Source organism: Lysobacter alkalisoli (genome assembly GCF_006547045.1).
Classification (GTDB): domain Bacteria; phylum Pseudomonadota; class Gammaproteobacteria; order Xanthomonadales; family Xanthomonadaceae; genus Marilutibacter; species Marilutibacter alkalisoli.
In genome coordinates this window covers 12947-36530 of the sequence record NZ_CP041242.1, presented here as the reverse complement: position 1 = coordinate 36530, position 23584 = coordinate 12947, and the positions used below count along the sequence as shown (strand labels likewise).

The 23584-nt window shown below is 66.5% G+C and carries 24 protein-coding genes; 14 read left to right on the top strand and 10 right to left on the bottom strand.

The genetic code is table 11. From position 1 onward, the window contains the following. Window positions 1-303: 303 nt before the first annotated feature. From FKV23_RS00175 to FKV23_RS00150, 6 genes are all read left to right on the top strand, one after another. Window positions 304-1215, top strand: a complete 912-nt coding sequence (locus FKV23_RS00175) for a WD40/YVTN/BNR-like repeat-containing protein (RefSeq protein ID WP_141622049.1) — start codon at window positions 304-306, stop codon at window positions 1213-1215. A gap of 126 nt (window positions 1216-1341) precedes the next feature. Beyond that, on the top strand, window positions 1342-2268 hold the full coding sequence (locus FKV23_RS00170) for a hypothetical protein (protein WP_208543201.1): 927 nt from the start codon (window positions 1342-1344) through the stop codon (window positions 2266-2268). A gap of 129 nt (window positions 2269-2397) precedes the next feature. Beyond that, window positions 2398-3297 carry a beta propeller repeat protein gene (locus FKV23_RS00165; RefSeq protein ID WP_141622048.1) on the top strand — a complete coding sequence of 300 codons (900 nt, stop codon included), beginning with the start codon at window positions 2398-2400 and terminating at the stop codon, window positions 3295-3297. 232 nt (window positions 3298-3529) lie between these two features. Beyond that, on the top strand, window positions 3530-3937 hold the full coding sequence (locus FKV23_RS00160) for a TonB C-terminal domain-containing protein (RefSeq protein ID WP_141622047.1): 408 nt from the start codon (window positions 3530-3532) through the stop codon (window positions 3935-3937). Window positions 3938-4089: 152 nt separating this feature from the next. Continuing rightward, window positions 4090-4986 (top strand): hypothetical protein, encoded by an 897-nt coding sequence (locus tag FKV23_RS00155; RefSeq protein WP_141622046.1) that lies wholly within the window; start codon window positions 4090-4092, stop codon window positions 4984-4986. A gap of 706 nt (window positions 4987-5692) precedes the next feature. After that, a complete protein-coding gene (locus tag FKV23_RS00150) occupies window positions 5693-7291 on the top strand; it encodes a DUF389 domain-containing protein (RefSeq protein WP_141622045.1) in 1599 nt (532 codons plus the stop codon). Here FKV23_RS00150 and FKV23_RS00145 read toward each other — a convergent pair. Beyond that, window positions 7283-8002, bottom strand: a complete 720-nt coding sequence (locus tag FKV23_RS00145; RefSeq protein WP_167284835.1) for a DUF2306 domain-containing protein — start codon at window positions 8000-8002, stop codon at window positions 7283-7285. The two genes, FKV23_RS00150 and FKV23_RS00145, sit on opposite strands and share 9 nt — an antisense overlap. Window positions 8003-8101: 99 nt before the next feature. On the opposite strand from FKV23_RS00145, the gene FKV23_RS00140 reads away from it, so the two are divergent. Both FKV23_RS00140 and FKV23_RS00135 read left to right on the top strand, forming a co-directional pair. Next, window positions 8102-9277 carry a sensor histidine kinase gene (locus FKV23_RS00140; RefSeq protein WP_407067633.1) on the top strand — a complete coding sequence of 392 codons (1176 nt, stop codon included), beginning with the start codon at window positions 8102-8104 and terminating at the stop codon, window positions 9275-9277. A 4-nt stretch (window positions 9278-9281) separates the two neighbouring features. Beyond that, complete coding sequence (locus tag FKV23_RS00135) at window positions 9282-9926, top strand: response regulator transcription factor (protein ID WP_141622042.1); 645 nt, start codon at window positions 9282-9284, stop codon at window positions 9924-9926. Between the two features lie 29 nt (window positions 9927-9955). On the opposite strand, the gene FKV23_RS00130 is transcribed toward FKV23_RS00135, so the two are convergent. The 5 genes from FKV23_RS00130 to FKV23_RS00110 all read right to left on the bottom strand — a co-directional run bounded on the left by FKV23_RS00130 (window position 9956) and on the right by FKV23_RS00110 (window position 14565). After that, entirely contained in the window at window positions 9956-11041 is a 1086-nt protein-coding gene (locus tag FKV23_RS00130) for a serine hydrolase domain-containing protein (RefSeq protein WP_141622041.1), read from the bottom strand. A 31-nt stretch (window positions 11042-11072) separates the two neighbouring features. Then, the gene (locus FKV23_RS00125) at window positions 11073-11543 is read right to left on the bottom strand and encodes a hypothetical protein (RefSeq protein ID WP_141622040.1); all 471 of its coding nucleotides are present in this window, start codon (window positions 11541-11543) and stop codon (window positions 11073-11075) included. Between the two features lie 75 nt (window positions 11544-11618). Beyond that, window positions 11619-12380: a LytR/AlgR family response regulator transcription factor gene (locus FKV23_RS00120; RefSeq protein ID WP_141624947.1), complete on the bottom strand. Its 762-nt coding sequence runs from the start codon at window positions 12378-12380 to the stop codon at window positions 11619-11621. 10 nt (window positions 12381-12390) lie between these two features. Continuing rightward, a complete protein-coding gene (locus FKV23_RS00115) occupies window positions 12391-13686 on the bottom strand; it encodes a histidine kinase (protein ID WP_141622039.1) in 1296 nt (431 codons plus the stop codon). 177 nt (window positions 13687-13863) lie between these two features. Beyond that, on the bottom strand, window positions 13864-14565 hold the full coding sequence (locus tag FKV23_RS00110) for a helix-turn-helix transcriptional regulator (RefSeq protein WP_141622038.1): 702 nt from the start codon (window positions 14563-14565) through the stop codon (window positions 13864-13866). A gap of 515 nt (window positions 14566-15080) precedes the next feature. Between FKV23_RS00110 and FKV23_RS00105 the strand changes: the two genes are divergently transcribed. From FKV23_RS00105 to FKV23_RS00095, 3 genes are all read left to right on the top strand, one after another. Then, a complete protein-coding gene (locus tag FKV23_RS00105) occupies window positions 15081-15395 on the top strand; it encodes a hypothetical protein (RefSeq protein WP_141622037.1) in 315 nt (104 codons plus the stop codon). 111 nt (window positions 15396-15506) lie between these two features. Further along, window positions 15507-16535, top strand: coding sequence for a class 1 fructose-bisphosphatase (locus tag FKV23_RS00100; protein WP_141622036.1), 1029 nt, complete (start codon window positions 15507-15509; stop codon window positions 16533-16535). An 80-nt stretch (window positions 16536-16615) separates the two neighbouring features. Continuing rightward, a complete protein-coding gene (locus FKV23_RS00095; protein WP_141622035.1) occupies window positions 16616-17338 on the top strand; it encodes a 2OG-Fe(II) oxygenase in 723 nt (240 codons plus the stop codon). Window positions 17339-17354: 16 nt separating this feature from the next. Here FKV23_RS00095 and FKV23_RS00090 read toward each other — a convergent pair whose 3' ends face one another. From FKV23_RS00090 to FKV23_RS00080, 3 genes are all read right to left on the bottom strand, one after another. After that, entirely contained in the window at window positions 17355-17795 is a 441-nt protein-coding gene (locus FKV23_RS00090) for a response regulator (protein ID WP_141622034.1), read from the bottom strand. Next, entirely contained in the window at window positions 17795-19000 is a 1206-nt protein-coding gene (locus FKV23_RS00085; protein WP_167284833.1) for a sensor histidine kinase, read from the bottom strand. Before FKV23_RS00085 ends, FKV23_RS00090 begins: the two co-directional genes overlap by 1 nt. Before the next feature lie 63 nt (window positions 19001-19063). Further along, on the bottom strand, window positions 19064-20164 hold the full coding sequence (locus FKV23_RS00080; RefSeq protein WP_141622032.1) for a PA0069 family radical SAM protein: 1101 nt from the start codon (window positions 20162-20164) through the stop codon (window positions 19064-19066). 73 nt (window positions 20165-20237) lie between these two features. Between FKV23_RS00080 and cls the strand changes: the two genes are divergently transcribed. The 3 genes from cls (at window position 20238) to FKV23_RS00065 (ending at window position 22969) form a co-directional block, all read left to right on the top strand. Beyond that, complete coding sequence (gene cls, locus FKV23_RS00075) at window positions 20238-21674, top strand: cardiolipin synthase (RefSeq protein ID WP_141622031.1); 1437 nt, start codon at window positions 20238-20240, stop codon at window positions 21672-21674. Between the two features lie 142 nt (window positions 21675-21816). Beyond that, window positions 21817-22077 carry a hypothetical protein gene (locus FKV23_RS00070; RefSeq protein WP_141624946.1) on the top strand — a complete coding sequence of 87 codons (261 nt, stop codon included), beginning with the start codon at window positions 21817-21819 and terminating at the stop codon, window positions 22075-22077. A gap of 124 nt (window positions 22078-22201) precedes the next feature. Continuing rightward, a complete protein-coding gene (locus FKV23_RS00065; RefSeq protein ID WP_141622030.1) occupies window positions 22202-22969 on the top strand; it encodes a pyridoxine 5'-phosphate synthase in 768 nt (255 codons plus the stop codon). A 58-nt stretch (window positions 22970-23027) separates the two neighbouring features. On the opposite strand, the gene FKV23_RS00060 is transcribed toward FKV23_RS00065, so the two are convergent. Then, window positions 23028-23462, bottom strand: a complete 435-nt coding sequence (locus FKV23_RS00060; RefSeq protein WP_141622029.1) for a biopolymer transporter ExbD — start codon at window positions 23460-23462, stop codon at window positions 23028-23030. Window positions 23463-23584 lie beyond the last annotated feature (122 nt).

The following is a 23584-nucleotide window of genomic DNA, read 5'->3' as shown; positions in this document are numbered from 1 at the left end:
CCCAGCTTGGCCCGCATGCCATCGGCGAGATGTTCGCCAGTGTGGTGCTGGCCTTCGAGTCGGGTCCGGTACCATGTCGCACGGCCGGACCGCTTGTGCGGAGGCAGTGCATTGTTGTCTCTGTATACCGGGACCAATTGCAGCCGATCGCACCGCACGTATCGGGATGGCAGTCCTGGCAGGTCTCGTCCCCACGTCCACGCTCATGGCCTTCGCACTGCGTACCCAATAGGACCGGCGTCTACGCCGGTCTATGGCCTCTATGCATGCCGCCTCTATCGGGCGGCATTCCGGGATCCGAAAATGGCAAAAAGTACCGCCCTGTATTTCACCGACGTCATCGCGATTGGACCGCGCGAGGCCCTGTTCGCCGGGCACCTCTACCTGGAGGGGGCCGAGCCAACCGTTACCCGGGTAATGATGCTCGATGAAGAAGATTGGTTTCATGTCTACGACATCCCCGAAGTCGTGTGCAGCGGCTTGCAGAGAGCCGCGCGGCCAGGCCAGAAGAAGGGAGATTTCTGCTTCCTGGGGCGGTCCGGCCTGCTACGTGAGCATCCTTCGGGCCTGGCGCACCGGGATGCCCACCTTGACATCGACACTCCCTACCTGATGGGAATGAGCGAGATAAAGGGCGAGCTCTACGCCTGCGGCACGCAGAATCAGGTGCTGCGCACAAGCAAAGGTGTCTGGCAGCGGATCGACCAGGGGATCTACACCCCGCTCGGCGATGAAGTGACAGCCTGTCTGAACGCGATAGCCGGTTTCTCGCCTCACGATCTCTATGCCGTCGGCGATACTGGGGCCATCTGGCATTGGGACGGCCAGGCATGGCGCGAATCGCCAGGGCCAACCTGCCTGCCGCTCTACTGTGTGCACTGCGCCACCGACGGCACGGTGTATATCGGAGGGGCGGGTGGCGTGCTGTTGAAGGGCAACACGGAAACGGGATGGACCGATATCGGTAACGCCGATCTGTGCTCGGAAGTCCTGGAGGATATGGCGGAGTTCGATGGAAAGCTCTACGTGACCGCCACCGATCAACTGCTCGAGTACGATGGCATCCGGTTGCGGGAAACCAAGGTGCCAGTGAAGGGCAAGAAGGCCTACTACGCCATCGACGCCAAGGCCGACGTCATGTGGGTGGTGGGCGATGAATCCGTACTCAGCTTCGATGGCGGCGCATGGCGCCGACACGTCTGCCCGGAAAACTGACTCGCCCGCGACGACTGGCCCTGCCGTCGGCCAGGGTTCAAATGAGGCACCGATGAGCCCGATGGAGATCCGCGCACTCCGTGCCGATGGCGTTACCCCAATATTTCCTCAAGAGAGCAAGAACGCATGGATGGCCATGACCCTCGCTTCAACGGAACCGGCATCGCAACCGGAGCCGTCCGCTATTCCGACCTTGGCTACCTGATCGCCATCCATGATGCCGCCGCCGAAGGCCATTCGGGCTCGGTGCTTTTCACGCTCGATCGGGGTACCTGGGGAGCCGGTGCCGTGGACTGGACGGCCTGTTCGGGCACGGTCTGCCATGTGCCGGCCGAACGCTATCTGGCGCTGGGAACGGACGGTTCGGTGCGCGCCAGCGGCGGCGGTGTGGTGAAGGAAGAAGCACCGATCGCCAGCTGCGGCGTCGACCCGCGCGAGCGTGGTCCGCTTCGCGAAATCCGCGGCATCGCGCAGGGCCGCGCCTATGCGGTGGGCGCCGGTCGCCAGGCCTACCTGCGGGAGGGCGACGGGCAGTGGCGCTGCATCGACCCATCCGCGCAGCACGGGGGCGTTCCCGTCGTCGATGCCAGCTTCGAATCGATAGACGGCTTCAGCGAGCAGGAGATCTACGCGGTTGGCTGGGAAGGCGAGATCTGGCAGTACGACGGCGATCGCTTCATCCAGCGGACCAGCCCGACCGACCTCGCGCTGCACAAGGTGCGCTGCGCACCGGATGGCCACGCCTATGCATGCGGGCAGTCGGGAACCCTGCTGCGGGGGCGGCATGACCGATGGGAGATCATCGGGCACGACAGCACCCGCGAGGATCTCTGGGGAATGGAGTGCTTCGGCGGCCATCTTTACGTCTCGTCCACCCGCTTCGTCTACCGCCTGGAGCATGGACGGCTGCAGCCGGTCGATTTCGGCGACGACACGCCCGGGACCTGCCACCACCTGAGCGCTGCCGACGGGCTCCTGTGGTCGATCGGCGCCAAGGACCTGATGGCGTTCGACGGGGAGGGGGGGAAGCGGGTGCTGCATATCGGTCGATGACCGTCGCCCGGCCTGTCGTGCCGGCGCTTGCGGCAATCCATGCCGACATGTTCGGGCGGGCGGCGGCGCGGGGACAGAAGCGGCGCCCAGAGACGCGCGATGTTGCGATGATGTTCAAGGAGCGGGGAGATGGGCGGGAAGTTTTCGGATATCGGTACTTACACTGCGGGCGGCATCTTCTCCGGGGGGCAGGGCGCACTGGCCATTTCCATTGATGAAATGAATGCCCGTGACGTGCCCAACACCATCTTCATCAGCTGGAATGGGACAACCCTCAAGCCGCTTGGACGCAAGCTCGTCCATACGAAGTTTCTCGGAATGGATCCAGAGCGAGGCGGCATCGTGGCGGTGGGGGAGTACGGCGACTGCATTGCGATTTCCGCTTCCGGCACCCTCACGCAAGAGTCGATTTCCTCATCGGGAAGCGAGCCCGCCACCCGGGGCCCATTGAGAAGCGGAACCTGTGTCGGGGGCGCCATCGTCGTCGTCGGCATGGACAGGCAGGTCTACCTGCGTCGCCCCGGCGGCACGTGGTCGACCCTGGAGGCAGGGCTGTCTCCAGACCGGGAGGCAGGTGCCGGCTACGAAGCAGTGACCGCCTTTTCTCCCCGGGAAATGTATGCGGCAGGATGGGGCGGGGAACTGGTCGCTTTCGACGGCCGCCAGTGGCGCAGCGTGGCCAGTCCCACCGACCGGATCATCGTTTCGCTGGCGGTTGGCGCCGATGGGCAGGTTTACGGTTGTGGACGGAACGGACTGATCGTCCGCGGAAGGCATGACGAGTGGGAAGTCCTCGACAAGGATGTTGCCGATGACTTCTGGTCCGTCGCCTGGTTCCAGGAAGCGCTTTACCTGTCTTCCGCACGTGGCATCTACAAGCTGCACGGGGATTCGATCGTTCCTGTGGACGTTTCAGTCACAGCGGCTGAAACCTTCCATGCACTCTCCTCATCGGCGAATGCCCTGTGGTCAATCGGCCCCAAGGATGTAATCGCATTCGACGGAAGTTCATGGACGAGGATCGACTAGCCGGTCTGCCGAAGCTCCCTATGAACTCCATCATGCACGATGCCCCCATCGGTCCGAATGAGCTTTCATTTCCGGACGTGAACCCGATACCGTACGACCCCATGATCGCTCCCGATTCCTTCCAGTATCCGTACCATCGCTCCCGGCCGGCACGGCAGATCGGCCATTGTCAGCCATCTCTCCAGGTGCCGGCTTTTGTTTTCCGGCAGTTCCCAAGCGAGCGGAGCGTCTTATGAAAGCGATGTCTGGCCGGACTGCCGGCGACACAGGAAAGTCGGGAAAGATCCGGGAGCGTGCCGCATTGCTGGTGGCCCTGTCGCTCTGCCTGTCGGCACAGGCTCAATCGCCTGCCCGGGACGAGGCTGCGCTGGTGCGCGCCTACTCCCGGGCGCTTCATGATGCCGTCCATACGCACTGGCAGCCACCGGACGGCGCGGACGTGACCGGGGTCTGTGCGCTGGTGGTAAGGCAGCTGCCAGGCGGTGATGTGCTCGATGTGCAACCGCACCCGACCTGTGAATACGACGAGGCGGGCCAGGCGTCGGTAGTGGATGCCGTATTCCAGGCCAGTCCGTTGCCTTATCGAGGATACGAGACGGTATTCAGCCGCGAGTTGCGGCTGATGTTCCAGACGGAATGACTGCGGCGGGTCAGCCATCGATCCGATGAAGGCGACTGCGGGAACGCCCAGCACCATCATCCTGAAACACCGGGGCGGTGAACTCATCCGCATCGAGGCCAACTACAGAAACCGGTAGTAAGCCACATACCCATAATGTCAATGGAGTGAGCATGAGCATTGAACTGGGATCGACCCATACATTCGTGACCGGAGCGGTCCGTCACCGCAAGCTGGGCTACTTTGCCAGTCAGGATGATCAGGTCGACAGAAATATCGCCCACAGTCATTTCTACGGCTTCAACAAGGGGCAGCTCGGTTATGTGGAGATCCAGCCCTGGCTCACTGTATCCATGACGATAACCAAACACCCGCTCGAGCAAATGCTGGCCCTTTCTCCGGCGGGTCAGATAAAGCTCTTCGGTAGCGGCCAGCAAAGCCTCGAGACCATCAGCACGCCTCAGGGCTCCCCGGGCGTCCGTGGAGCGATGCGCAAGGTTCGCACCATTGCCGGGCGGACCTACGCAGTAGGCATGAATCGTCAAGTCTATCGTCGAGATGGAGAAAATCAGTGGATCTGCCTGGATCAGGCGATACGTCCAGGCGCGGGCGAGGTAAAGGGTTTCGAAACCATCGACGGCTACGGCGACGATGAGATCTACACCGCCGGCTGGGGTGGCGAACTCTGGCAGTTCGATGGAAAGCACTGGCAAGAACTGCGCAGCCCGACCCACCAATTGCTGACAAGCCTGCTCTGTGCCGAAGACGGATTCGTCTATGCCGCGGGGCGGCGGGGCCTGTTGCTGAAGGGACGTCGCGAGGCCTGGCAGGTTGTCGAACAGGACCTCGCGGAAGACATATGGGATATGGCCTGGTTCGACGGCCGGCTGCACGTATCGACAAGCCAAGGAATCTACGTGCTCCAGGGCGAGCAACTGGTTCCTGTCGATTTTGGAAGTGAACGCCCAACGAGCTTCCATCATCTCAGTCAGGCAGATGGCGTCCTCTGGTCGATCGGGGCAAAGGATATCTTTGCCTTCGATGGCCATGACTGGAGCAGGCTGGCCTGATCGCAACGGTGCTCGAGCAGCACGCGGAGGAAGCCGTCTTTCTTGCCGGTCTACGCCACCAGGCCGTACAGGCTCCCCACTAGGACTCCAACCACCCGACCACCTTGGACAACCGCATCGAAGCCCGTCTGGACGGCCTGCGTATCGCAGGATACGCCCCCCGGCGATGCGGCATCAGGCGGGAACCCGTATCCAATCGAGAAGGAAGTTGAACCATGGGCGCACCCCGGAATTTCGCCTGGAGTTTCATCGACGTCGCCGTTCTCAGTGAGGATCGTGTCTACCTGACTGCCGCACATGACGGCTCTTCCAGCAAGAACATCCCGGCAAGCTCCGTGCTTCGGTGGAATGGAAAATGGGCCAGCAGGTCGTTCGGGATCGCGGCCGTCAGCCTGTGCGTGGTCACCCATCCGGAAAGATACGGTGCTGACACTGGGTCATGACGGCAAGGTGGTCCGCTGGGGTTCCAGGGACTTCTCGGAAATGCATATCGACCCATCCAGCGATGGCCCCGGAGTCCGCGGGGGAATGCGTGAAATCCGGGCCATCGCGATGGAGAAACATGGAAGTAGGTGTCCTACAGATAGGGTTTCCGCTCTGTGGCGCACTCGTCGAAACCCCGATGGCACACACTTCCGCGTGACTGCCATCCCATTCTTCACGCCTGCCGGGTAAGCTTTGCGCTTCTCCACACGGACGTCCACGCTTGCCGAACCTGTCCAGTCCCCAAGCTCTCTGGCACTGGCTGCACCAGTGGCGCAGCAACCACCTGAAGGTCGACCGCATCGCGGTGCTCGAACACGTGGCCGAGGCCGGATCGCTCGGCCCGCGCTACACCTTCATGACGGTGATGTCCTGCGGCATCGCCATGCTCGGCCTGCTGCAGAACTCGGTGGCGGTGATCATCGGCGCGATGCTGATCTCGCCGCTGATGGGACCGATCGTCGAGCTCGGCATGTCGCTGGCCACGTTCGACTTCCGCAACATGCGCGCGGCGCTGAAGACACTCACGGTCGGGATGGCCGTGGCGCTGCTGACCGCGATCCTGATCGTGTCGGTGTCGCCGCTGCGCGAGCCGACCCCGGAGATCCTCGCCCGCACCGAGCCGACCCTGTTCGATCTGCTGGTGGCGGTGTTCTCCGGACTGGCCGGCGCCTACGCGACGATCACCCGCAAGGGCGAGACCATCGTCGGTGTCGCGATCGCGACTGCGCTGATGCCTCCGTTGGCGGTGACCGGCTTCGGCATCGCGATCGGCAACGGCAGCATCGCGGGTGGGGCGGCGTTCCTGTTCATGACCAACCTGCTCGCGATCGCGCTGAGCGTAACGATGATGGCGCGCTGGTACGGTTTCGGCGCGACCGATTCGCCCAAGCAGACCGCCTGGCAGGCGAGCCTGATCGTCGGCACGTTCGTGCTGCTGTCGATCCCGCTCGGGCTCGCCCTGCGCGAGATCGCCGCACGCGGCCTGGTCGAGCGCAGCGTGCGCACCACGCTCGACGCTGCGGCACGTGAAAGCAAGGGCCAGGTCACCTCGCTGCGGGTCGAGCGGCGCGACCGCGCCCTGCACGTGGACGCGGTGCTGCTGACCCCGCAACATCGACCGCAGCTGGGCCAGGCGCTGGAACGTCTGCTGGAAACCGAGCTCGGCCAGCCGGTGGTGGTGGAGCTGCGCGAGGTGCTGACCGCCGACGACGTCACCCTGGCCCGCGACCAGGCGTCGCTGGCACAACTGCGCGACAGCGTGCAGCGGCTGCAATCGGCCGCGCGACAGGATGCCGAGGCACGTACTGCCAGCGAACGGGCGCTGGTCGAACTGCACGAACGTGCAGTATCGCAGCTGGGCGCGTTCGAAGTACTGCAAGGCGGTCAGCAGGCCCGTTGGCGGCTGAAGTCCGAAGCCGGGCTGGACTTGGCCGCGGCCCGACAGATGGAATCGGCACTGGTCGGAGCCGGCACCGCTCCGCAGGTGGACGTGATTCCGGCGCTGCAGCCGCTGCCGGCGATCGGTTTCGCCGACGACAGCGCCGAGCTGGATGCTGCCGGACGCGAAGCTGTGCAGGACATCGCCTGGGCCCTGCAGCGCTGGCAGCTGCACTCGGTCGTCGTGACCGGCCATGCCGGGGGTGACGCCGACCTCGCCCTGGCCCGTGCCGAGGCCGTCGCGGAGGCCCTGCGCGAGGCCGGTGTCAGGGTCGATGCGGCCACTGGCGCCGACCGCAGCGCCACCCATGCCCTGATTGCACGCGAAGGCGGTGACGCGGTCCGTTCTGCACGGGTGCAGGTCGTGACGTCCTCACGCTGATCGCTGCAGCGAGTCCATCGCGCGCCCGGTCGGGCGCGCCGGGCCCGGCTTCCAGCGCCGGTCCAGCCACAGCTTGGCCAGCACCGCGACCAGCAACGGCCCGAACCAGGCCAGGTACTGCAGCGAGCTGCCGCCCAGCGAGGGCAACAGGCGCGGCAGGCCGATGCCGAGGAAGGCGATATGGGTGGCGATGCCGTTGCCGAGCATCGAAGTGTAATGCTCGGTCCGCCACCAGCCCGGCCGTGCCGCCATTTTCTCGCGTCGAATGCGCTTGAGCAGCGTGTCGATGCCGGCCACCAGCCCGATCGACGAGAATCCCATCAATAGAGGCGAGTTCACCCGCACGCCGAGTGCCAGTACCGCCGCACCGGTCAGCAGCGACAGCACGCCCAGCACCACGAACACCGGCCCGGTGTAGCGGACCACATCGTGCTTGTCGCGGACCGCGCGCCAGGCCGACCACACTGCGGTGCTGGTGATCACGACCAGATAGGCGAGGAAGGCCGCGGTGACCGGCTGACCACGCTGGTACTGGACCACGCACATCGGCAGTGCGGTGGCGATCACGCAGACCATTGCCAGCAGGTAGGCTCGACCAACGAGGCGATGCGGCTGGCTGCCCTTGCGCAGCAATGCCGCCGACCAGAACGTGAGCAGCGCCACTGTGCCGGCCGCGACGTGGGTGGCGAAAAGCAGGCCATAGGCATTCATTGCGATGACTCCTGTGCATGCAAGGCCGGACATCGACCCGCAAGCACAGCCTGCGGTCATCGCCGACACGGACGCAGTGCCTGCGGTCATCACATCGACATGCCGGAAGTCACTTTCGAATCACCGGCATTGCATGGGCACGTCCGTGGGGCGCAGCATGGCGACATGACCCAGCGCCTGCGCCCATTGCTGCAACCGTTGAACCTGGCCGCGATCGTGACCGTGGCCACGGTCGGCATGGCCATCCAGCTCGACTCCGTCACCGCGGTCGGCACCGTCTGGGGATTGCTGGGCTTGTTCATCGCCGCCCTGCTGGCGCTCGACGTGCTTCCGGCAGCGTCGTGGTCGCGCGCGGTGCTGTATCTGGTGCAAAGCGCATGCGCATTCGCGGTGATCGCGCTGGCGCCGCGCACAGGGGTCGCGCCGATACTGCTCGTGATCCTGGTTGCAGAGTTGGTGATGGACTACCCGCTGCGCGTGGTCCTGCCGCTGGCCTTGCTGTTCAACCTCATTCTCTATGCGCTGTTGGCATCCGCCGGGCGCGACCCGGTCTGGCTGCAGGTCGTGCTGTACATGGGGTTCCAGGCGTTCGCCATGCTGACCACCTGGTACGCGCGCACGGCCGAGGAAGCGCGCGACCGTCTCGCCGCGGTCAATGCCGACCTGCTCGCCACCCGCAGCCTGCTCGCCGACAGCGTGCGCGACCGCGAACGCCTGCGGGTCGCGCGTGAACTGCACGACGTGGCCGGCCACAAGCTGACCGCGTTGACCCTCAATCTGCGCGTGCTGGCCGCCGACCTGCCGCCGCGCCACGAGTTGCAGCAGGCCGAGCAACTGGCGGGTGAGCTGCTCGGCGACATCCGCCGCATCGTCCACGCGGTCCGCGACGAGCGTGGTTTCGACCTTGCGACTGCATTGCGTGCACTGGCCGCGCCGCTGCCGCGCCCGCAACTCGACCTGCGCATCACCCCGGACGTGCACGTCGCCGATCCCGACACCGCCGAGACCCTGCTGCGGCTGGTCCAGGAAGCGCTGACCAACACCGCGCGCCACACCAGCGCCGATCGCGTCCGGGTTTCGCTGGCGATGGTGGACGGCGACATCCGCGTCGACATCGAGGACGACGGCCACCTGAGAGGTCCACTGCGCGAGGGCAGCGGCCTGACCGGGATGCGCGAACGTGTGCAGGCACGTGGCGGCCGGATCGAGTTCGGGTCGTCATCGGCAAGCGCGTTGCGGATCGAGGCATGGTTGCCGGCGGCGGAGCAGGGATGAGGTCATGACCGCCGGATCACAGGCCCCCCGTATCGCCCTCGCCGACGACCAGGCGATCGTCCGTGCCGGCTTGCGTGCCCTGCTGGAGCGCCAGGGCATCAAGGTCGCGTTCGAAGCCGACGATGGCCGGCAACTGCTCGAGCGGCTGGCCGCGACGCCGGTCGACGTCGTGCTCAGCGACATCCGCATGCCGGTGCTGGACGGCATCGCTACGGTCCGCGAGCTGCGCGCGCACGGCGACACCACCCCGGTATTGCTGCTGACCACCTTCGACGACAGCGAGCTGCCGCTGCTCGCCGCCGAAGCCGGCGCGCAGGGCTTCCTGCTCAAGGACGCGACCCCGCCGGAACTCTACGACGCGATCGTGCGCGTGGCCGCCGGCGAAACCCTGCTGCAGCCGGTCAACACCGCGCCGGTGCGGTCACGCTATCAGTACCACGACGACAGCCCGCCGAGCGAACGCTTCAGCCAGCGCGAGGTCGCGGTCCTGCGCCTGATCGCCGGCGGCTATTCGAACCGCGAGATCGCGCGGGCGATGTTCCTTGCCGAAGGCACGGTCAAGAACTACGTATCGGCCATCCTAGACAAGCTCGACACCCGCGACCGCACCCGTGCGGTGCTGAAGGCGATCACGCTGCGGGTGATCTGAGCACCCGCGGACTGGTCTCGCGCTGCAGGTCACTGCACCGGGGTCGCAACCATGTCGCGGATCATGGCATCCAGCTTCTGGATGTCCGCAGGGTGTCCTTCAGGCTTGAGCTGGCTCGAGACCAGGTACCCAAGAATGGAGTTTCCGTTGTCCCGGCGCGTCACCAGGACGAGGTCGTGATCGCGGTCGATCAGCAGGTACTGGCCACCCCAGCCATCGGCCAGCACCGCATTGAGTTCCGAGTTCAGCCACCACGAATAGCCGAAGCCGTCATAGAACGGACTGTCGGGAACCGAGTACGGCGTGGTGCTGCGATCCAGCCATTGCTTCGAGACGATCCGTTCGCGACCCCACAGGCCGTCCTGTTGCACAAGCACCCCCAGACGCGCCAGGTCACGCGCGCTCATGTGGATTCGGTAGGTCCTGAAGTCGGAGTCCGAGCCCCTGCTGTCGTACAGGACATGGCTTGCATGGAAATCCTGCATTCCCAGTGGCACCGCCAGCCACGAGTCCAGCGCTTCGCCGATCGGGATTCCGGCCTGCTGTTCGAAGATGGCACCAAGAACGTTGAAGTCCCAGTTGTTGTAGAAGTAGTGCTCGCCGGGCAGGAACTGCCCGCGTCGGGGGCGGCCGTCTTTGTTCTCCACGGTTTCGGCCCCGGAATGGAGGTAGACCCCCGAGCGCGACTGCAACAGCTGTTCGATCGTGGCCAGCTTCTCGGTCTCGGTCAACGGGATCGCGCCCTCGTCGATGCCCAGTTCGGCAAGCGTCGCATCCAGATCGATCAGTCCGCGATCCCAGGCGATCCCGAACAGCAGGCTGAGGACGCTCTTGCGGACAGACGCCAGACTCATGGGGAGATCGACCGCTCCATGGCTCAGCAGCACCTTCCCGTCCCGGACCGCGATGAACGCCTCGATCCCGTCCGCTTCCTTTTCGATCCAGGTCACCAGTCGCCCGGCATGCTCCGCCGTCATGGGAGCCGAGGCCACAGGAACGGGATTGGATGCAATCGCCTGCCGGTCGACAAAGGGCCGGCACCCCCACACCAGCACGATCAACGCCACCATCGACAGAACGGCCGCAAAAACTTTGAGGAAACGTCGTTTGCTCACCGAGTCCGGCTCCTGAAGTTCCGATATCCGGTCACATCGCGGATGAAACCGCTCTTGCGAGTTGCAGGCAGGCGGCGGTCATCGGCTCCGCCCGCTCGCTGGCACAATGGCGGAAGTCCAGCGGCAGGCCGTCGACCTCGCGCTGCTCGCCCACCGCGAGACTGAACCTTGCATGCGCCTCGGCATCGGGCCTGCAGCGCAGCACGCTGCTGCCCAACGTCGTCGCCACGCTCCCGCAGGCACCGCCGAACACTGCGTAGTGGCAGTGGCCGCTGTCGCTGGACAGGCATTCGAAACGGGCGCTGGCCGGCATCAGCCGGGCACGGCTGTGGAAGGCATCGCGGCCATCGACCTGGGTCCGAACGACGTGGCTGCTGCCCGGACCGTCGACACAGCCGGCCAACGCACTCCCGACCACAACGGCCAGCACGACGGACCGGACGATCGACAACATGCCGTTGGCGGACTGCCTGCGGGCGGGACGGGGGTGGGCGGGGCGCATGGGAATCCTTCCTTCCCGGCAATGGATGCCGGTGTGCTTGCGGAGCTTCGACGTGGATCAGGACCTGGCGACGGGCTACATGTGACGGAAAAGGGTCATGAACGGCGCACTGACCGGGAGGGTCTCCTCGCGATTGCGCAGGCGCAGGGTGCCGCGCCCACTGTCGTCGCGGACAATCGCGGCGATCGCGCGCAGGTTGACGATGGTCGAACGGTGGACCTGCTTGAACACGGTCGGGTCGAGCACTTCGAGCAGGTCGCGGATCGGCTTGCGGATCAGCGCCTCGCCCTCGGCAGTGACGACCACGGTGTACTTGTGGTCGGCGCGGAAGTAGATGACATCGTCGACCAGGATCAGCCGGGTCTCGCGGCCGGCGCTGGCGGTGATCCAGGTCAGCGGTTCGGCCGGCGCCAGCGCAACGCCCTTCATGCGCGCGGCGAGCGCATCGAGCAGGGCGGCATCGAGCCCGGGACCGGGCGGTGACTGCAGCCGCCGCACGGTCGCGTCCAGCCGTTCCGGATCGACCGGCTTGAGCAGGTAGTCGACCGCACCGTGCTCGAAGGCCTCGACCGCGTACTGGTCGTAGGCGGTGATGAAGACGATGCGGGTGGCCGGACTGGCTTCGATGGCGGCGGCGGCCACATCCATGCCGGTCAGGCCGGGCATGCGGATATCGAGGAAGGCCACGCCCGGACGATGCTGTTCGATCGCTTCCAGCGCGCCGGCACCGTCGTCGCACTCGGCGACGATCTCCAGCTCCGGCCATGCCCGTTGCAGCAGCTCGACCAGCGACTGCCGCAGCAGGGCCTCGTCCTCGGCCACGATCGCCGTGGGCATCGGGCGCAGATCAGCCATGGCGGCGCTCCTCATTGCCAGGGCCCTCGCCTGGCGGCGTCGCCAGCGGCAGGGTGATCGTGGCCGCGACGCCACGCGGGAAGTTGGCTACCACCGACAGCTGCGCCGCTTCGCCATAGGTCAGCCGCAGGCGCTCGCGCACGTTCTTCAGGCCAATGCCGGTGCCGGTGGTCTGGCGGCTGCCATCGTCGATGCCGAAGCCGATGCCGTCGTCGGCCACGGTCATCGCCAGTTTCGATTCGCTCGCACGCGCCAGCAGCCATACGGTGCCGCCGCCGGGCTTGGGCTCCAGGCCGTGCTTGATCGCGTTCTCGACCAGGGTCTGCAGCATCATCGGCGGCATCGGCAGCCCCAGCAGGTCGTCGGGCACGTCCAGCTGCACCTGCAGGCGCGGGCCCATGCGCAGCCTGAGGATCTCCAGGTAAGCGCGCGAACGCTCCAGCTCATCGCCGACGGTCGACATCGATTCGTCGGTGCGCGGCAGCGAGCGACGCAGGTACTCGATCAGATGGCCGAGCATCAGGTCGGCGCGCGGCGGGTCGTGCCGGGTCAGCACCTGCGCGCTGGCGAGGGTGTTGTACAGGAAGTGCGGTTCGACCTGCGCATGCAGCAGGCTCAACTTGGCCACGGTCAACTCCTTCTCGGTCGCAGTCTGTTTGGCCGCCGCCCGTTCGCTGCGGCGGCGCTCGGAGACGCGACGGGTGATGGCGCGGGTGATCGCCTCGATGTTCTCGAGATTGGCGCCGTCATCGACCCGGAACCAGTCGTTCCAGGCATCGCTTTCAGGCTCGCAGACCACCGTCGCGCTGCTGGTGCCGTCGCCCGGCACCAGGGTGGCGAGGATGCGGTGACGGGTGCTGCGGAACAGGCGGTTGAGGGTGTTGCCCAGACGCGAGGTCCAGTCGCCGCCGGCACCATCGGGTTGCGGCCGCGGCGCGCGTGCACGCACCTGCAGGCTGTCGCGCAGGCTTTCGACGCTTTCGACATCGGGCAGCTCCCGGATCGCCGCTTCCAAGACCTCGAAGGCCTCGTCGGCATCGAGCGGTATCTCGATCTGCCGGCGCTGGCGGTTGGCGACGGTGCTGGTATCGACATTGCCGGCGATCATCCGTACCCGGCGCAGGTGCGAGAACCCCAGCGAAACCACGAACGCGGCGGCAATCAGGAACAGGACGAAGAACGGCAGGATGTCCGGCAGCGGCAGCGAGTCCCAGGCCATCGCCACGACGACGAACAGCACGGCCCAGGCCAGCAGGCGGCGAGCGATGAAGGCGTAGGGGAAGCTCATGGGCGGGGTGGCGGGGTGGCGTGGGCTTGGGATCGGAACGGAGTCGAGCATAGCTCCGCGGCCGCGGCACGGAAGGGCCATTGCGACGAAGCAGGGGACGACGCGACGAAACCATGGATGCGCGGAGTGGACCCGGGGTTGCATCGCCCGGCAAGGATGGAGATGCGCGGAGGAGGATCAGTCCGGCCGCCGCTCGCGGTCGACGCCCATCGCGTCGAGATAGGCCTGCAGGCCGCGCAGCGGGTCGCCGTCGTCGAAGCGCTCGCCACTGTCGCGGTATTCGACGATGCGGTCGGGACGGAAGTTGCGGAAGTCGCCGCGCAACCGGCACCACGCACCCAGCGTCCAGCTTCCGCCCCAGAACATCAGGCACAGTGGCTCGATCTCGCGCGCACTGTCGCGGCCAGCCTCATCGCGGTAGTCGATGCACAGCACCCGGCACTCGATCACCGCCGCATGCAGGGCGTCGATCCGGCCACTGGTTTCCATTCGTTTCACTTCCGGCGCGAAGATCCGCGAGCGGTCGCTGCGCGCACGCAGCTCGGGCGGCAGCACCGCCTCGATCTTGAGCAGCGCGGTAGTCGCGCCGCGGCCGAGCCGCCCGCCACCGAATGCACGCACGAAGCGCGATCCGACCACCAGGGCTTCGAGCTCGTCGGGCGTGAACATCAGCGGTGGAATGTCCGAGCCCTTGCGCAGCAGGTAGCCGACCCCGGCCTCGCCCTCGATCGGCACCCCGGAACGCTGCAGGTCGGCCACGTCGCGATAGACCGTGCGCGGCGAGACCTCCAGCGTTTCGGCGAGCTGTTGTGCGGTGATGGCACGGCGGCGTCCACGCAGGGCATGGATCAACAGGAACAGGCGGTCGGCGCGGCGCATGCGGCATCTTCGCAGGCAGATGCGGCCGGCTCAATCGCGGCGCGGTGGATGATGTGGTGGTGCATCTGCCAACGGCCGAAGCAGAAATAAAAGTCCCGGCGGCCGTCGTCGATGACGGCAGGTGCGGGACCGGGAGTTGGACCGGGCTGGTTCACGACGGCGTCCTCATGTTCGGGCGATGTGAGGCGACAGACGCAGCAGGCGCTAGCGTCCGGTTCAGGTGCACGGGTATAGCCTGCGCCGCCACTGTTGCCAGCCTGATGGCAGCAGTCCCTGCAGACACTCTCTGACAGGTTGTTGAAGAGCGCGCAGCGTGCGCGTTCCAGGACATGGCTGCACGTGCATGACACGTGCACACCGCCTTGATCGCGGTGAACCGCAGGCGAATGTCATCCCCGGTTCGCGATCGCCTGCGCATGTCTGTCATGCCATCGCCGCAGACTGCCCGCGCCGGCCCGCCAGGCCGCGCGGCATCCGTCTCACTCCATGCAACCGCAAACGGACAGCATCAGGTCATGAACGACACCATCGAACTGCAACGACTGCGCGAGGCCCACGCCCGCACCGAAGCCACGTTCTCCCAGGTTCGGTGCCGTGCCGGCCGCGGCGCAGATCCCGATTTCGAACGCCGGCTCGACCACCACCAACGCACCCTGCGCGGCCTGCTCGACGACGACGCGGACCTCGCCAGTGCCGCGATCTCCGCCGCCAAGCGCGCCATGACCGCCGCCGACCCGGCCGCGCCGCTGATGATGCTGGAGATGGCGCGGGAGGCCCTGGCTCATGCCATCCGGCGCAAGTTTTCCGGCGTGAACCGGCACGCGGCGTAGCCCTCGTCCCGGACCCGACGGCAACGCTGTCTGCGCAAACACCACGAAAGCCCTGCTTTCAAGCGTCCCATCGGCGACAATGGCGCTCTTTCCCGCCACCGTTCCGTCGCCATGTCGCAAGCCAGCACCGTCTCCCTCACGCGTTACCTGCTCGAAGAGCAACGCGCCGGCCACATCAACGCCGATCTGCGCCTGCTGATCGAGGTCGTCGCCCGCGCCTGCAAGAGCATCTCGATCGCCGTCGGCAAGGGCGCGCTGGGTGGCGTGCTCGGCGATGCCGGCAGCGACGGCGAGGCCAGCATCAACATCCAGGGCGAGGCGCAGAAGAAGCTCGACGTGCTCAGCAACGAGATCCTGCTCGAGGCCAACGCCTGGGGCGGCCACCTGGCCGGGCTGGCCTCGGAGGAGATGGACCACTCGCTGCCGATCCCGGACGTGCATCCGCGCGGCAACTACCTGCTGCTGTTCGATCCCCTCGATGGCAGCTCCAACATCGACGTCAACATCTCGGTCGGCACCATCTTCTCGGTGCTGCGCTGCCCCGAGGGCGTGACCACCCCGGGCGACGAACATTACCTGCAGCCCGGCACCGCCCAGCTCGCCGCCGGCTACTGCACCTACGGGCCGAGCACGATGCTGGTGCTGACGATCGGGCATGGCACCCACGCCTTCACCCTCGATCGCGAGATCGGCAGCTTCGTGCTGACCCAGCGCGACATGAAGATCCCGGAGGAGACCAGGGAATTCGCGGTCAACATGTCCAACCAGCGCTTCTGGGAGCCGCCGATGCAGCGTTATGTCGGCGACCTGCTGGCCGGCCGGGAAGGGCCCCGCGGCAAGGATTTCAACATGCGCTGGGTCGCCAGCATGGTCGCCGACGTGCACCGCATCCTGACCCGCGGCGGCATCTTCAGCTATCCGCTCGACAGCAAGTGCGCGGGGAAAGGCGGGAAATTGCGCCTGATGTACGAGGCCAACCCGATGGCATTCCTGGTCGAACAGGCCGGCGGCGCCGCCAGCACCGGGCGGCAGCGGATGATGGAGGTGCCGCCGACCGGGCTGCACCAGCGGGTGCCGGTGTTCCTCGGCTCGAAGGCCGAGGTCGAGGCCGCGGTGCGCTACCACGTCGAGGCCGACTGACGGGTCGAACCCGCCGCATTTGACCGCCGGCAGCCTGGCCATGCGAGGATGCCGATCAGTCCCGTTTACATCTACGTCCCATGTCCGACACCCCCGACTTCATCGAGGTCTACCCCGACGCGTTGAGCCGCGCCCAGTGCGACGCGCTGATCGAACGTTTCAAGAGCAGCGGCGCCGACGGCCCCGGCCTGGTCGGTGGCGGCCACCGGCCGGAACTGAAGGACAGCCGGGACATCACCCTCGGCGGCAAGCCGGAGTGGCGCGACGCCGAGGCGATGCTCAACACCGCCGTGTTCAGGGGCCTGATGGCCTACCTGCGGCGCTACCCGTACACCCTGATCGCACCGCTGATGCTGGAGGTGGCCGGCGAGGATGGCGGTCGCCACCGGCTCACCGCCGAGCGCCTGCAGGCAATGAGCGACGAGGCCCTGGCCGGAGTAATGCAGACGGTGATGCGGCCGGGCTCGATCAACCTGCAGCGCTATACCGGTGGGCGCGGCGGCTACCCGTACTGGCATTGCGAGCTGTTCCCGCGCGACCCCGGCGGCGAAACCCTGCATCGCCACCTGCTGTGGACGATCTACCTCAACGACGGCTTCAGCGAAGGCGAGACCGAGTTCCTGCACCAGCAGCGCAAGATCGCGCCGAAGGCAGGCAGCCTGCTGATCGCGCCAGCCGCGTTCACCCATACCCACCGCGGCAACCGCCCGCAGGGCGGCGACAAGTTCATCGCGACGAGCTGGGTGCTGTTCCAGCGCGCCGAAGCGCTGTTCGGCGGCGGCCGCGGCGCACGCGGCGGCTGAAGAACACGAGTCCGTTTCAGGATTCGCGGCCCTGCGGCTGATTCAGCACCAGCCAGTACAGGCCGACCTGTTTGACCGCCCAGACGAACTGTTCGAAATCGACCGGCTTCTGGATGTAGCTGTTGACGCCAAGCGCATAGCTGCTGTCGACATCCAGCGGTTCGGCGCTGGTGGTCAGCACCACCACCGGCAGGTTGCGGGTGGTCTCGTTCTCGCGGATCGCGGTAAGCACCTCGCGGCCGTCGACCCGCGGCAGATTGAGGTCGAGCAGCACGATCGAGGGCAGTTCGCCGGGGTCGCGGTCGGCATGGGCGCCGCGCGCGAACAGGTAGTCGAGGGCTTCGACGCCGTCCTTCGCTACAACCAATCGGTTGGCGACATTCGCCTCCTCGAATGCGAGCCGGGCCAGCTCGGCGTCGTCCGGGTTGTCCTCGACCAGCAGAATCACTTTCTCCATCAATCCACATCTCCGTGAATGGCTTTTGTCGCCGTGTCCGCGGCGACACGGGGCGCGCCCGTGGCACGGCGGGCCGTCACCGCCGACGCCTGCTCGCGGGGCAGGCGCACCACGAAGCAACTGCCCACACCCGGGGTCGAGTCGGCCTGCAGCAGGCCGCCGTGGCGTTCGGCCACCCGCCGCGCGATCGCCAGGCCGAGGCCGTGGCCGCCGCCCTGTTCGGGGCCATGCAGGCGCTGGAACGGCTCATAGAGTTTGTGCGCATAACGCATGTCGAAACCGCTGCCGTTGTCGCGGATCTCGACTTTCAGCATCCCGCCTTCGGCTTCGCCGCTGATCTGGACCAGGGCATCGGGTCGGTCCCGGGTGAACTTCCAGGCATTGTCGATCAGTTCGTCGAGCATCGCCTTGAGCAGGCGCTCGTCGCCCTCGACTTCCAGTCCGGGCTGGATCCGCACCTGCACCACCCGTGCCGGGTCGGTGTCCTGATGCTCGGCCCAGGTCCAGTCGGCGAGCAGGCTCAGATCGACCGGACCCAACCGCATCTCGGCGCGGGTTGCCTGCGACAACCGCCCCAGTGCCGCCAGCAGGCCCGACATCCGCGCGGCGGCGGAACGGATGCGCTCGAGGTGGTCGCTGGAAACATCGTCGAGCTGGCCTTCGAGGTTGCGGGCCAGGCGTTCGGAAAAGCCCTCGATCGCACGCAGCGGCGCGCGCAGGTCGTGGGTGACCGCGTCGGCAAACAGTTGCAGCTGCCGGTGCGACACCTCCAGTTCGGCACCGCGGTGCTCGACACTGGCACGCAGGCTGGCCTCGCGCGCGACCTCGTCGGCGATGTCATGGATCTGGGCCAGCAGGCACAACGGCTGCCCCTCGCGATCGCGCAGTACCGCGACATTGAGGTGGGCATGCAGTACCGAACCATCGCTGCAGATGTAGCGCCTGCGCTGGTCGAGCATGTTGTCGGGATGGCGCATCAACTCCTGCACGAACTCGACGCAGGCCTCGACCTCGTCGGGGTGGACGATATCGAGGTAGCGGCGCCCGATCAGTTCGCTGCTGTCATAACCGAGCATCCGGCAGAACGCCGGATTGACCTCCTGCATGACCCCATCCATGTCGGCCAGCGCCATGCCGATACCCGACGCCGCCATTACCAGGCGGAGGGCGTCATCACCTGGGAGGCGCGCAAGGATGGAGGACATTACGACACACTCGTTACCTAGTGCTCGAAGTGTAACTACCGGCCGTGATGGCATAGTGCAGGATCAGAACAGCTCCCCCTGCGGTGTCGGGCGCCGCGGCGGCACGAAATGGCGGGTTTCCAGTGCTGGCAGTCGACCGTAGCCGAGACGACGGTGGGCGCGGGCGAATCGCTGCGCTACCAGTTCGGCGAAGGGCCCGGTTCCGCGCATGCGGGTGCCGAACGCGCTGTCGTAATCCTTGCCGCCGCGCATTTGCCGGATCAGGCTCATCACGTGCGCGGCTCGGTCGGGGTAGTGCAGCTCCAGCCATTCGCGCCAGATCTGCTTGAGTTCGTGTGGCAGCCGCAGCAGGACATGCCCGGCCGCATGCGCGCCCGCTTCGTGCGCGGCCTCCAGGATCGCTTCGATCTCGCCGTCATTGATCATCGGGATCACCGGTGCGGCCAGTATCCCGACCGGCACCCCCGCCGCGTGCAGCTCGCGCACCATTTTCAGTCGCGTATGCGGTGCCGACGCGCGCGGTTCCATCCGTGCCGCGAGCCGGTTGTCCAGGGTGGTGATCGATACGTACACGGTGACCAGCCGCTCACGTGCCATCGCCGCAAGCAGATCGAGATCGCGCAGGATCGTCGCGCCCTTGGTCACGAAGCTGACCGGGTGCCGACATTCGGCCAACACCTCCAGGCACTGGCGGGTGATCCGGTAGCGGCGCTCGATCGGCTGGTAGGCATCGGTGTTGATGCCCAGCGCGATCGGCGCACAGCGGTAGCCCGGTTTCGACAGCTCGTGCCGGAGCCGTTCGGCGGCGTTGCCCTTGGCGAACAACCGGGTTTCGAAGTCCAGTCCCGGCGACAGGTCAAGGTAGGCGTGCGAGGGCCGGGCGAAGCAATAGACGCAGCCGTGCTCGCAGCCGCGGTACGGGTTGACCGACTGGCTGAAGCCGATGTCGGGCGAGTCGTTGCGACTGATGATGGTCCGAGCGCGCTCCTCCTGCACACGGGTGGCGGGGTGGGGTTGGTCGGCGAGTTCGGCACCGAGCGAGCCCCAGCCGTCGTCCTCGCCTTCGACCCGGGTCACCGCGTAGCGTCCGTCCACGTATGAGGCCGCACCGCGCCCCTTCACGCGGTGTGGAGACGGGGCAATGGCTTTGCGGGCATCATCCATGCTGTCCAGCCTACCCCCAACCTGTCGCAACCGGCGCGACGCCGGTCGAACCGATCCGGATACCCGCCCTTCCATGCCCGACACCCTGACCGATCTCTGGCACGCCCTGGCCTCGATCCCGAACCTGGCGCTCTACCTCGGTATCGGTTGGGCGGTGTATCTGGCCGGGATCGGCAGTTGGATCATCCTGCAAAAGCGCGAACCGGCGGCCACCCTCAGCTGGCTGTTGTCTCTCGCGGCGTTGCCCTATGTCGGATTTTTCATCTACTACTTTTTCGGGCCACAGAAGATCCGCAGGCAGAGACTGCGGCGACGTCGCAGCCGGGATTCGCTGCCGCCTCCCCCCATGGGCCTGCTGCCGGACCCGGAGGCGATCGAACTTGCCTGCCTGGTGCAGGCGCTGACCGGTCTGCCTCAAACCACCGCCACCCGCGCCGAACTGTTGATCGATGGCGGCGCCAAGTACGAAGCCCTGCTGGATGCGGTCGCGACCGCGCAGAAGGACATTCATCTTGAGTACTACATCTTTTCTCCCGACCGTACCGGTACGGCGCTGCGCGATGCGCTGGTCGAACGTGCGCGCGCCGGCGTGACGGTGCGGCTGCTGCTCGACGCAGTCGGTTCCGGCCAGACCCCGCGCCGGTTCCTGCAGCCGCTGGTCGATGCCGGCGGCGAGGTCGCCTGGTTCCACCCGATGCGACTGCGCTGGTTCTGGAAACGACCGTGGCTGAACCTGCGTACCCACCGCAAGATCGTGGTGATCGACAGCCGCATCGCCTTTACCGGTGGTATCAACGTCACCGACGAGGAGAACGAACGCCTGCGCGCGGATGCCTATCGCGACCTTCACCTGCGGCTGGAGGGCAATGTCGTGCTGGCGCTGCAGCTGATTTTCATCGAGGACTGGGCCTATGCGACTGGTGGACCGCCGCTGCACCTGCCGTCTTCGGCACGCGTCGCAGGCAGCATTGCCGCGCAAGTGATCGTTTCCGGCCCCGACTCGGCCTCGGAAGCGATTCATCGCGCGCATGTCAGCGCCATTCACGGCGCCCAACGGCGCGTCTGGCTGGTCACCCCATACTTCGTGCCCGGCGAGGCCGCGCGCATGGCGCTGACCTCGGCCGCGCTCGGCGGACTCGACGTCCGACTGCTGGTGCCCCTGCTCAGCGACAGCCGGCTGGTGACCTGGGCGGCACGCTCGTACTTCGACGAACTGTTGCTCGCCGGCGTGCGCATCTTCGAATACGGTCCACGCATGCTGCACACCAAAGCGCTGCTCTGCGACGACGATCTGGCCCTGCTCGGCAGCGCCAATTTCGACCATCGAAGCTTCCGGCTCAATTTCGAGGTCTCGGTGCTGTTCCGCGACCAGACACTGGTTTCCGAACTGGCCAGCTTGCTCGAAGCCGAATGCCGCGACAGCGTCGAAGTCCCGCATGATCGCGTCCGACCGCTGTGGACCGCTCGCCTGCCCGAAGCGCTGGCTCGGCTGGTCTCGCCGCTGTTGTGAACGGCGTCTGCCTGGCATGTGGTATCGGCCCGTGCACGGGCCGCGCCCGACCAGCGGACGCCTGCCCGGCGTGACCGGAGCGATCAGCGTCTCCAGCACGGTTACACTCGCGGTGCCGTCCCCCGATGGAATCATCATCATGATGCCCTGGCTGCTCCTGCTACTTGCCCTGGCCTCGCTCGCCCTCGCCTTCAAGGCCTCCACGCCCGGCGTGCTCGCCCTGTGGCTGCTGGTCGCGCTGGGGCTGTTGGTCGCCTGGATACTGGGCCTGCTCTCGCAACGTGTCGGCAACGCCAGCCGCGATGCCTCGTACATCCTCGACCCGGACGAACTGCGGCGCATGCGCGAGCAGGCCGAGGCGCGCAAACTGGCTTCGCAGAACACGCCTGAATCTGAGCACTGACACGCTGCAGGCCTCGGTAGCGGTGCCCCAGACCGGATCCGGCCAGGCTTGCGAAGCTGCTTCTTCGGGGGTTCGCTTCGGTCACTGAGTGGCTTCCCTTCGGCGGGCTTAGTAAGCTCCCGCGATGACTGTGCTCAGCGTCAACGTCAACAAGATCGCGGTGCTGCGAAATTCGCGCGGCGGCGCCGAACCGGACGTGGTTCGCGCCGCGCGCACCTGCCTCGATGCCGGCGCCCACGGCATCACCGTGCATCCGCGCCCGGACGCCCGCCATATTCGCGCCGACGACGTCCTCGCCCTGGCCGCGCTGACCCGCGAATACGGGGTCGAGTTCAACCTCGAAGGCAATCCGTTCGCTCCGCCGCGGCCCGGCTATCCGGGCTTCCTCGCCCTATGCGAACAGGTGCGTCCGGCCCAGGCCACCCTGGTGCCCGACAGCGATGCCCAGCTGACCTCCGACCACGGCTTCGATTTCGCGCGTGACGCCGACGCGCTGAGCCCGCTGGTCGCCTCTCTCAAGGCGCTGGGATGCCGGATCAGTCTGTTCGCCGACGCCCACCTCGATCCCGGGCGGTGCAGCATCGCCCGTGCCGCCGACTGTGGTGCGGATCGGGTCGAACTCTATACCGGTCCCTATGCCGAATCCTTTGCCTGCCCCGATGGCGCCGCGATGCTGCAACGATTCGCCGCGGCCGCCGCGCGGGCACGCGCTGCAGGGCTGGGCGTCAATGCCGGGCACGATCTGAGCCAGGACAACCTTGGCGCCTTCCTGGCGGCCGTGCCGGAGGTGATGGAAGTCTCTATCGGCCACGCGTTGATCGGCGAGGCCCTGTACGAGGGCCTCGCCACCACGGTGCGTCGTTACCTCGACATCATTGCCGGCACCCGCTGATACCTGCCCGCTGATACCCGAGCCGGTCCCGCCAGCACACCGACGCGCCGCTGGAAGATCAAGGGCCGTGGGCGATCTCGCTGATGCCGGTCGCACGTGCCGCCGCCAGCGCATTGGCGAACGACTGGTAGTCGGCCTCGCCACTGGCGCCGACGATCAGCAGCGGCTGCTTGCCTGCGGCCATCGCGCTGTTGATCCGCCCTGCCAGCGCCGCATCAAGGTCGCCGCTGGACATGACGACCCCATCCAGGCGGAACAGGCCCCAGCCCTGCGCGACCAGCTCGATCCGCTCGACCGGCGGCGGAGTTCCCACCTGTTCGACCGCCTGCGGCAGGCGTGCCTCCAGGGTTTGCATGGCCATAGGCGCCGTGACCATGAAGATGACCAGCAGCACCAGCATGACGTCGACCAGGGGAGTGATGTTGATGTCGGCAAGCGCGGCGTTGCCGCGGGTGGCATCGAAAGGACTGCGGGACTGCGTGGAGACGGCCATTGCAACCTCCTGTCATGGGGCCCCATGCCCGTATTCGACCTTACGCCCGCAACCGCCATTGCGGCAACCACCGCGAACAAAAAAACGCCGCCCCGGAGGGCGGCGTTCAATTGAAACATCAC

Coding starts and splice junctions, on each gene's coding strand:
- FKV23_RS00145 (WP_167284835.1), bottom strand. CDS start 8,002: ATGAATGCCTATGGCCTGCTTTTCGCCACCCACGTCGCGGCCGGCACA.
- FKV23_RS00110 (WP_141622038.1), bottom strand. CDS start 14,565: ATGCGCCGCGCCGACCGCCTGTTCCTGTTGATCCATGCCCTGCGTGGA.
- FKV23_RS00090 (WP_141622034.1), bottom strand. CDS start 17,795: ATGGAGAAAGTGATTCTGCTGGTCGAGGACAACCCGGACGACGCCGAG.
- FKV23_RS00140 (WP_407067633.1), top strand. CDS start 8,102: ATGCCGGAAGTCACTTTCGAATCACCGGCATTGCATGGGCACGTCCGT.
- FKV23_RS00095 (WP_141622035.1), top strand. CDS start 16,616: ATGTCCGACACCCCCGACTTCATCGAGGTCTACCCCGACGCGTTGAGC.
- FKV23_RS00105 (WP_141622037.1), top strand. CDS start 15,081: ATGAACGACACCATCGAACTGCAACGACTGCGCGAGGCCCACGCCCGC.
- FKV23_RS00135 (WP_141622042.1), top strand. CDS start 9,282: ATGACCGCCGGATCACAGGCCCCCCGTATCGCCCTCGCCGACGACCAG.
- FKV23_RS00085 (WP_167284833.1), bottom strand. CDS start 19,000: ATGTCCTCCATCCTTGCGCGCCTCCCAGGTGATGACGCCCTCCGCCTG.
- FKV23_RS00100 (WP_141622036.1), top strand. CDS start 15,507: ATGTCGCAAGCCAGCACCGTCTCCCTCACGCGTTACCTGCTCGAAGAG.
- FKV23_RS00070 (WP_141624946.1), top strand. CDS start 21,817: ATGCCCTGGCTGCTCCTGCTACTTGCCCTGGCCTCGCTCGCCCTCGCC.
- FKV23_RS00060 (WP_141622029.1), bottom strand. CDS start 23,462: ATGGCCGTCTCCACGCAGTCCCGCAGTCCTTTCGATGCCACCCGCGGC.
- FKV23_RS00160 (WP_141622047.1), top strand. CDS start 3,530: ATGAAAGCGATGTCTGGCCGGACTGCCGGCGACACAGGAAAGTCGGGA.
- FKV23_RS00125 (WP_141622040.1), bottom strand. CDS start 11,543: ATGCGCCCCGCCCACCCCCGTCCCGCCCGCAGGCAGTCCGCCAACGGC.
- FKV23_RS00165 (WP_141622048.1), top strand. CDS start 2,398: ATGGGCGGGAAGTTTTCGGATATCGGTACTTACACTGCGGGCGGCATC.
- FKV23_RS00080 (WP_141622032.1), bottom strand. CDS start 20,164: ATGGATGATGCCCGCAAAGCCATTGCCCCGTCTCCACACCGCGTGAAG.
- FKV23_RS00170 (WP_208543201.1), top strand. CDS start 1,342: ATGGATGGCCATGACCCTCGCTTCAACGGAACCGGCATCGCAACCGGA.
- FKV23_RS00155 (WP_141622046.1), top strand. CDS start 4,090: ATGAGCATTGAACTGGGATCGACCCATACATTCGTGACCGGAGCGGTC.
- FKV23_RS00120 (WP_141624947.1), bottom strand. CDS start 12,380: ATGCCCACGGCGATCGTGGCCGAGGACGAGGCCCTGCTGCGGCAGTCG.
- FKV23_RS00115 (WP_141622039.1), bottom strand. CDS start 13,686: ATGAGCTTCCCCTACGCCTTCATCGCTCGCCGCCTGCTGGCCTGGGCC.
- cls (WP_141622031.1), top strand. CDS start 20,238: ATGCCCGACACCCTGACCGATCTCTGGCACGCCCTGGCCTCGATCCCG.
- FKV23_RS00065 (WP_141622030.1), top strand. CDS start 22,202: ATGACTGTGCTCAGCGTCAACGTCAACAAGATCGCGGTGCTGCGAAAT.
- FKV23_RS00175 (WP_141622049.1), top strand. CDS start 304: ATGGCAAAAAGTACCGCCCTGTATTTCACCGACGTCATCGCGATTGGA.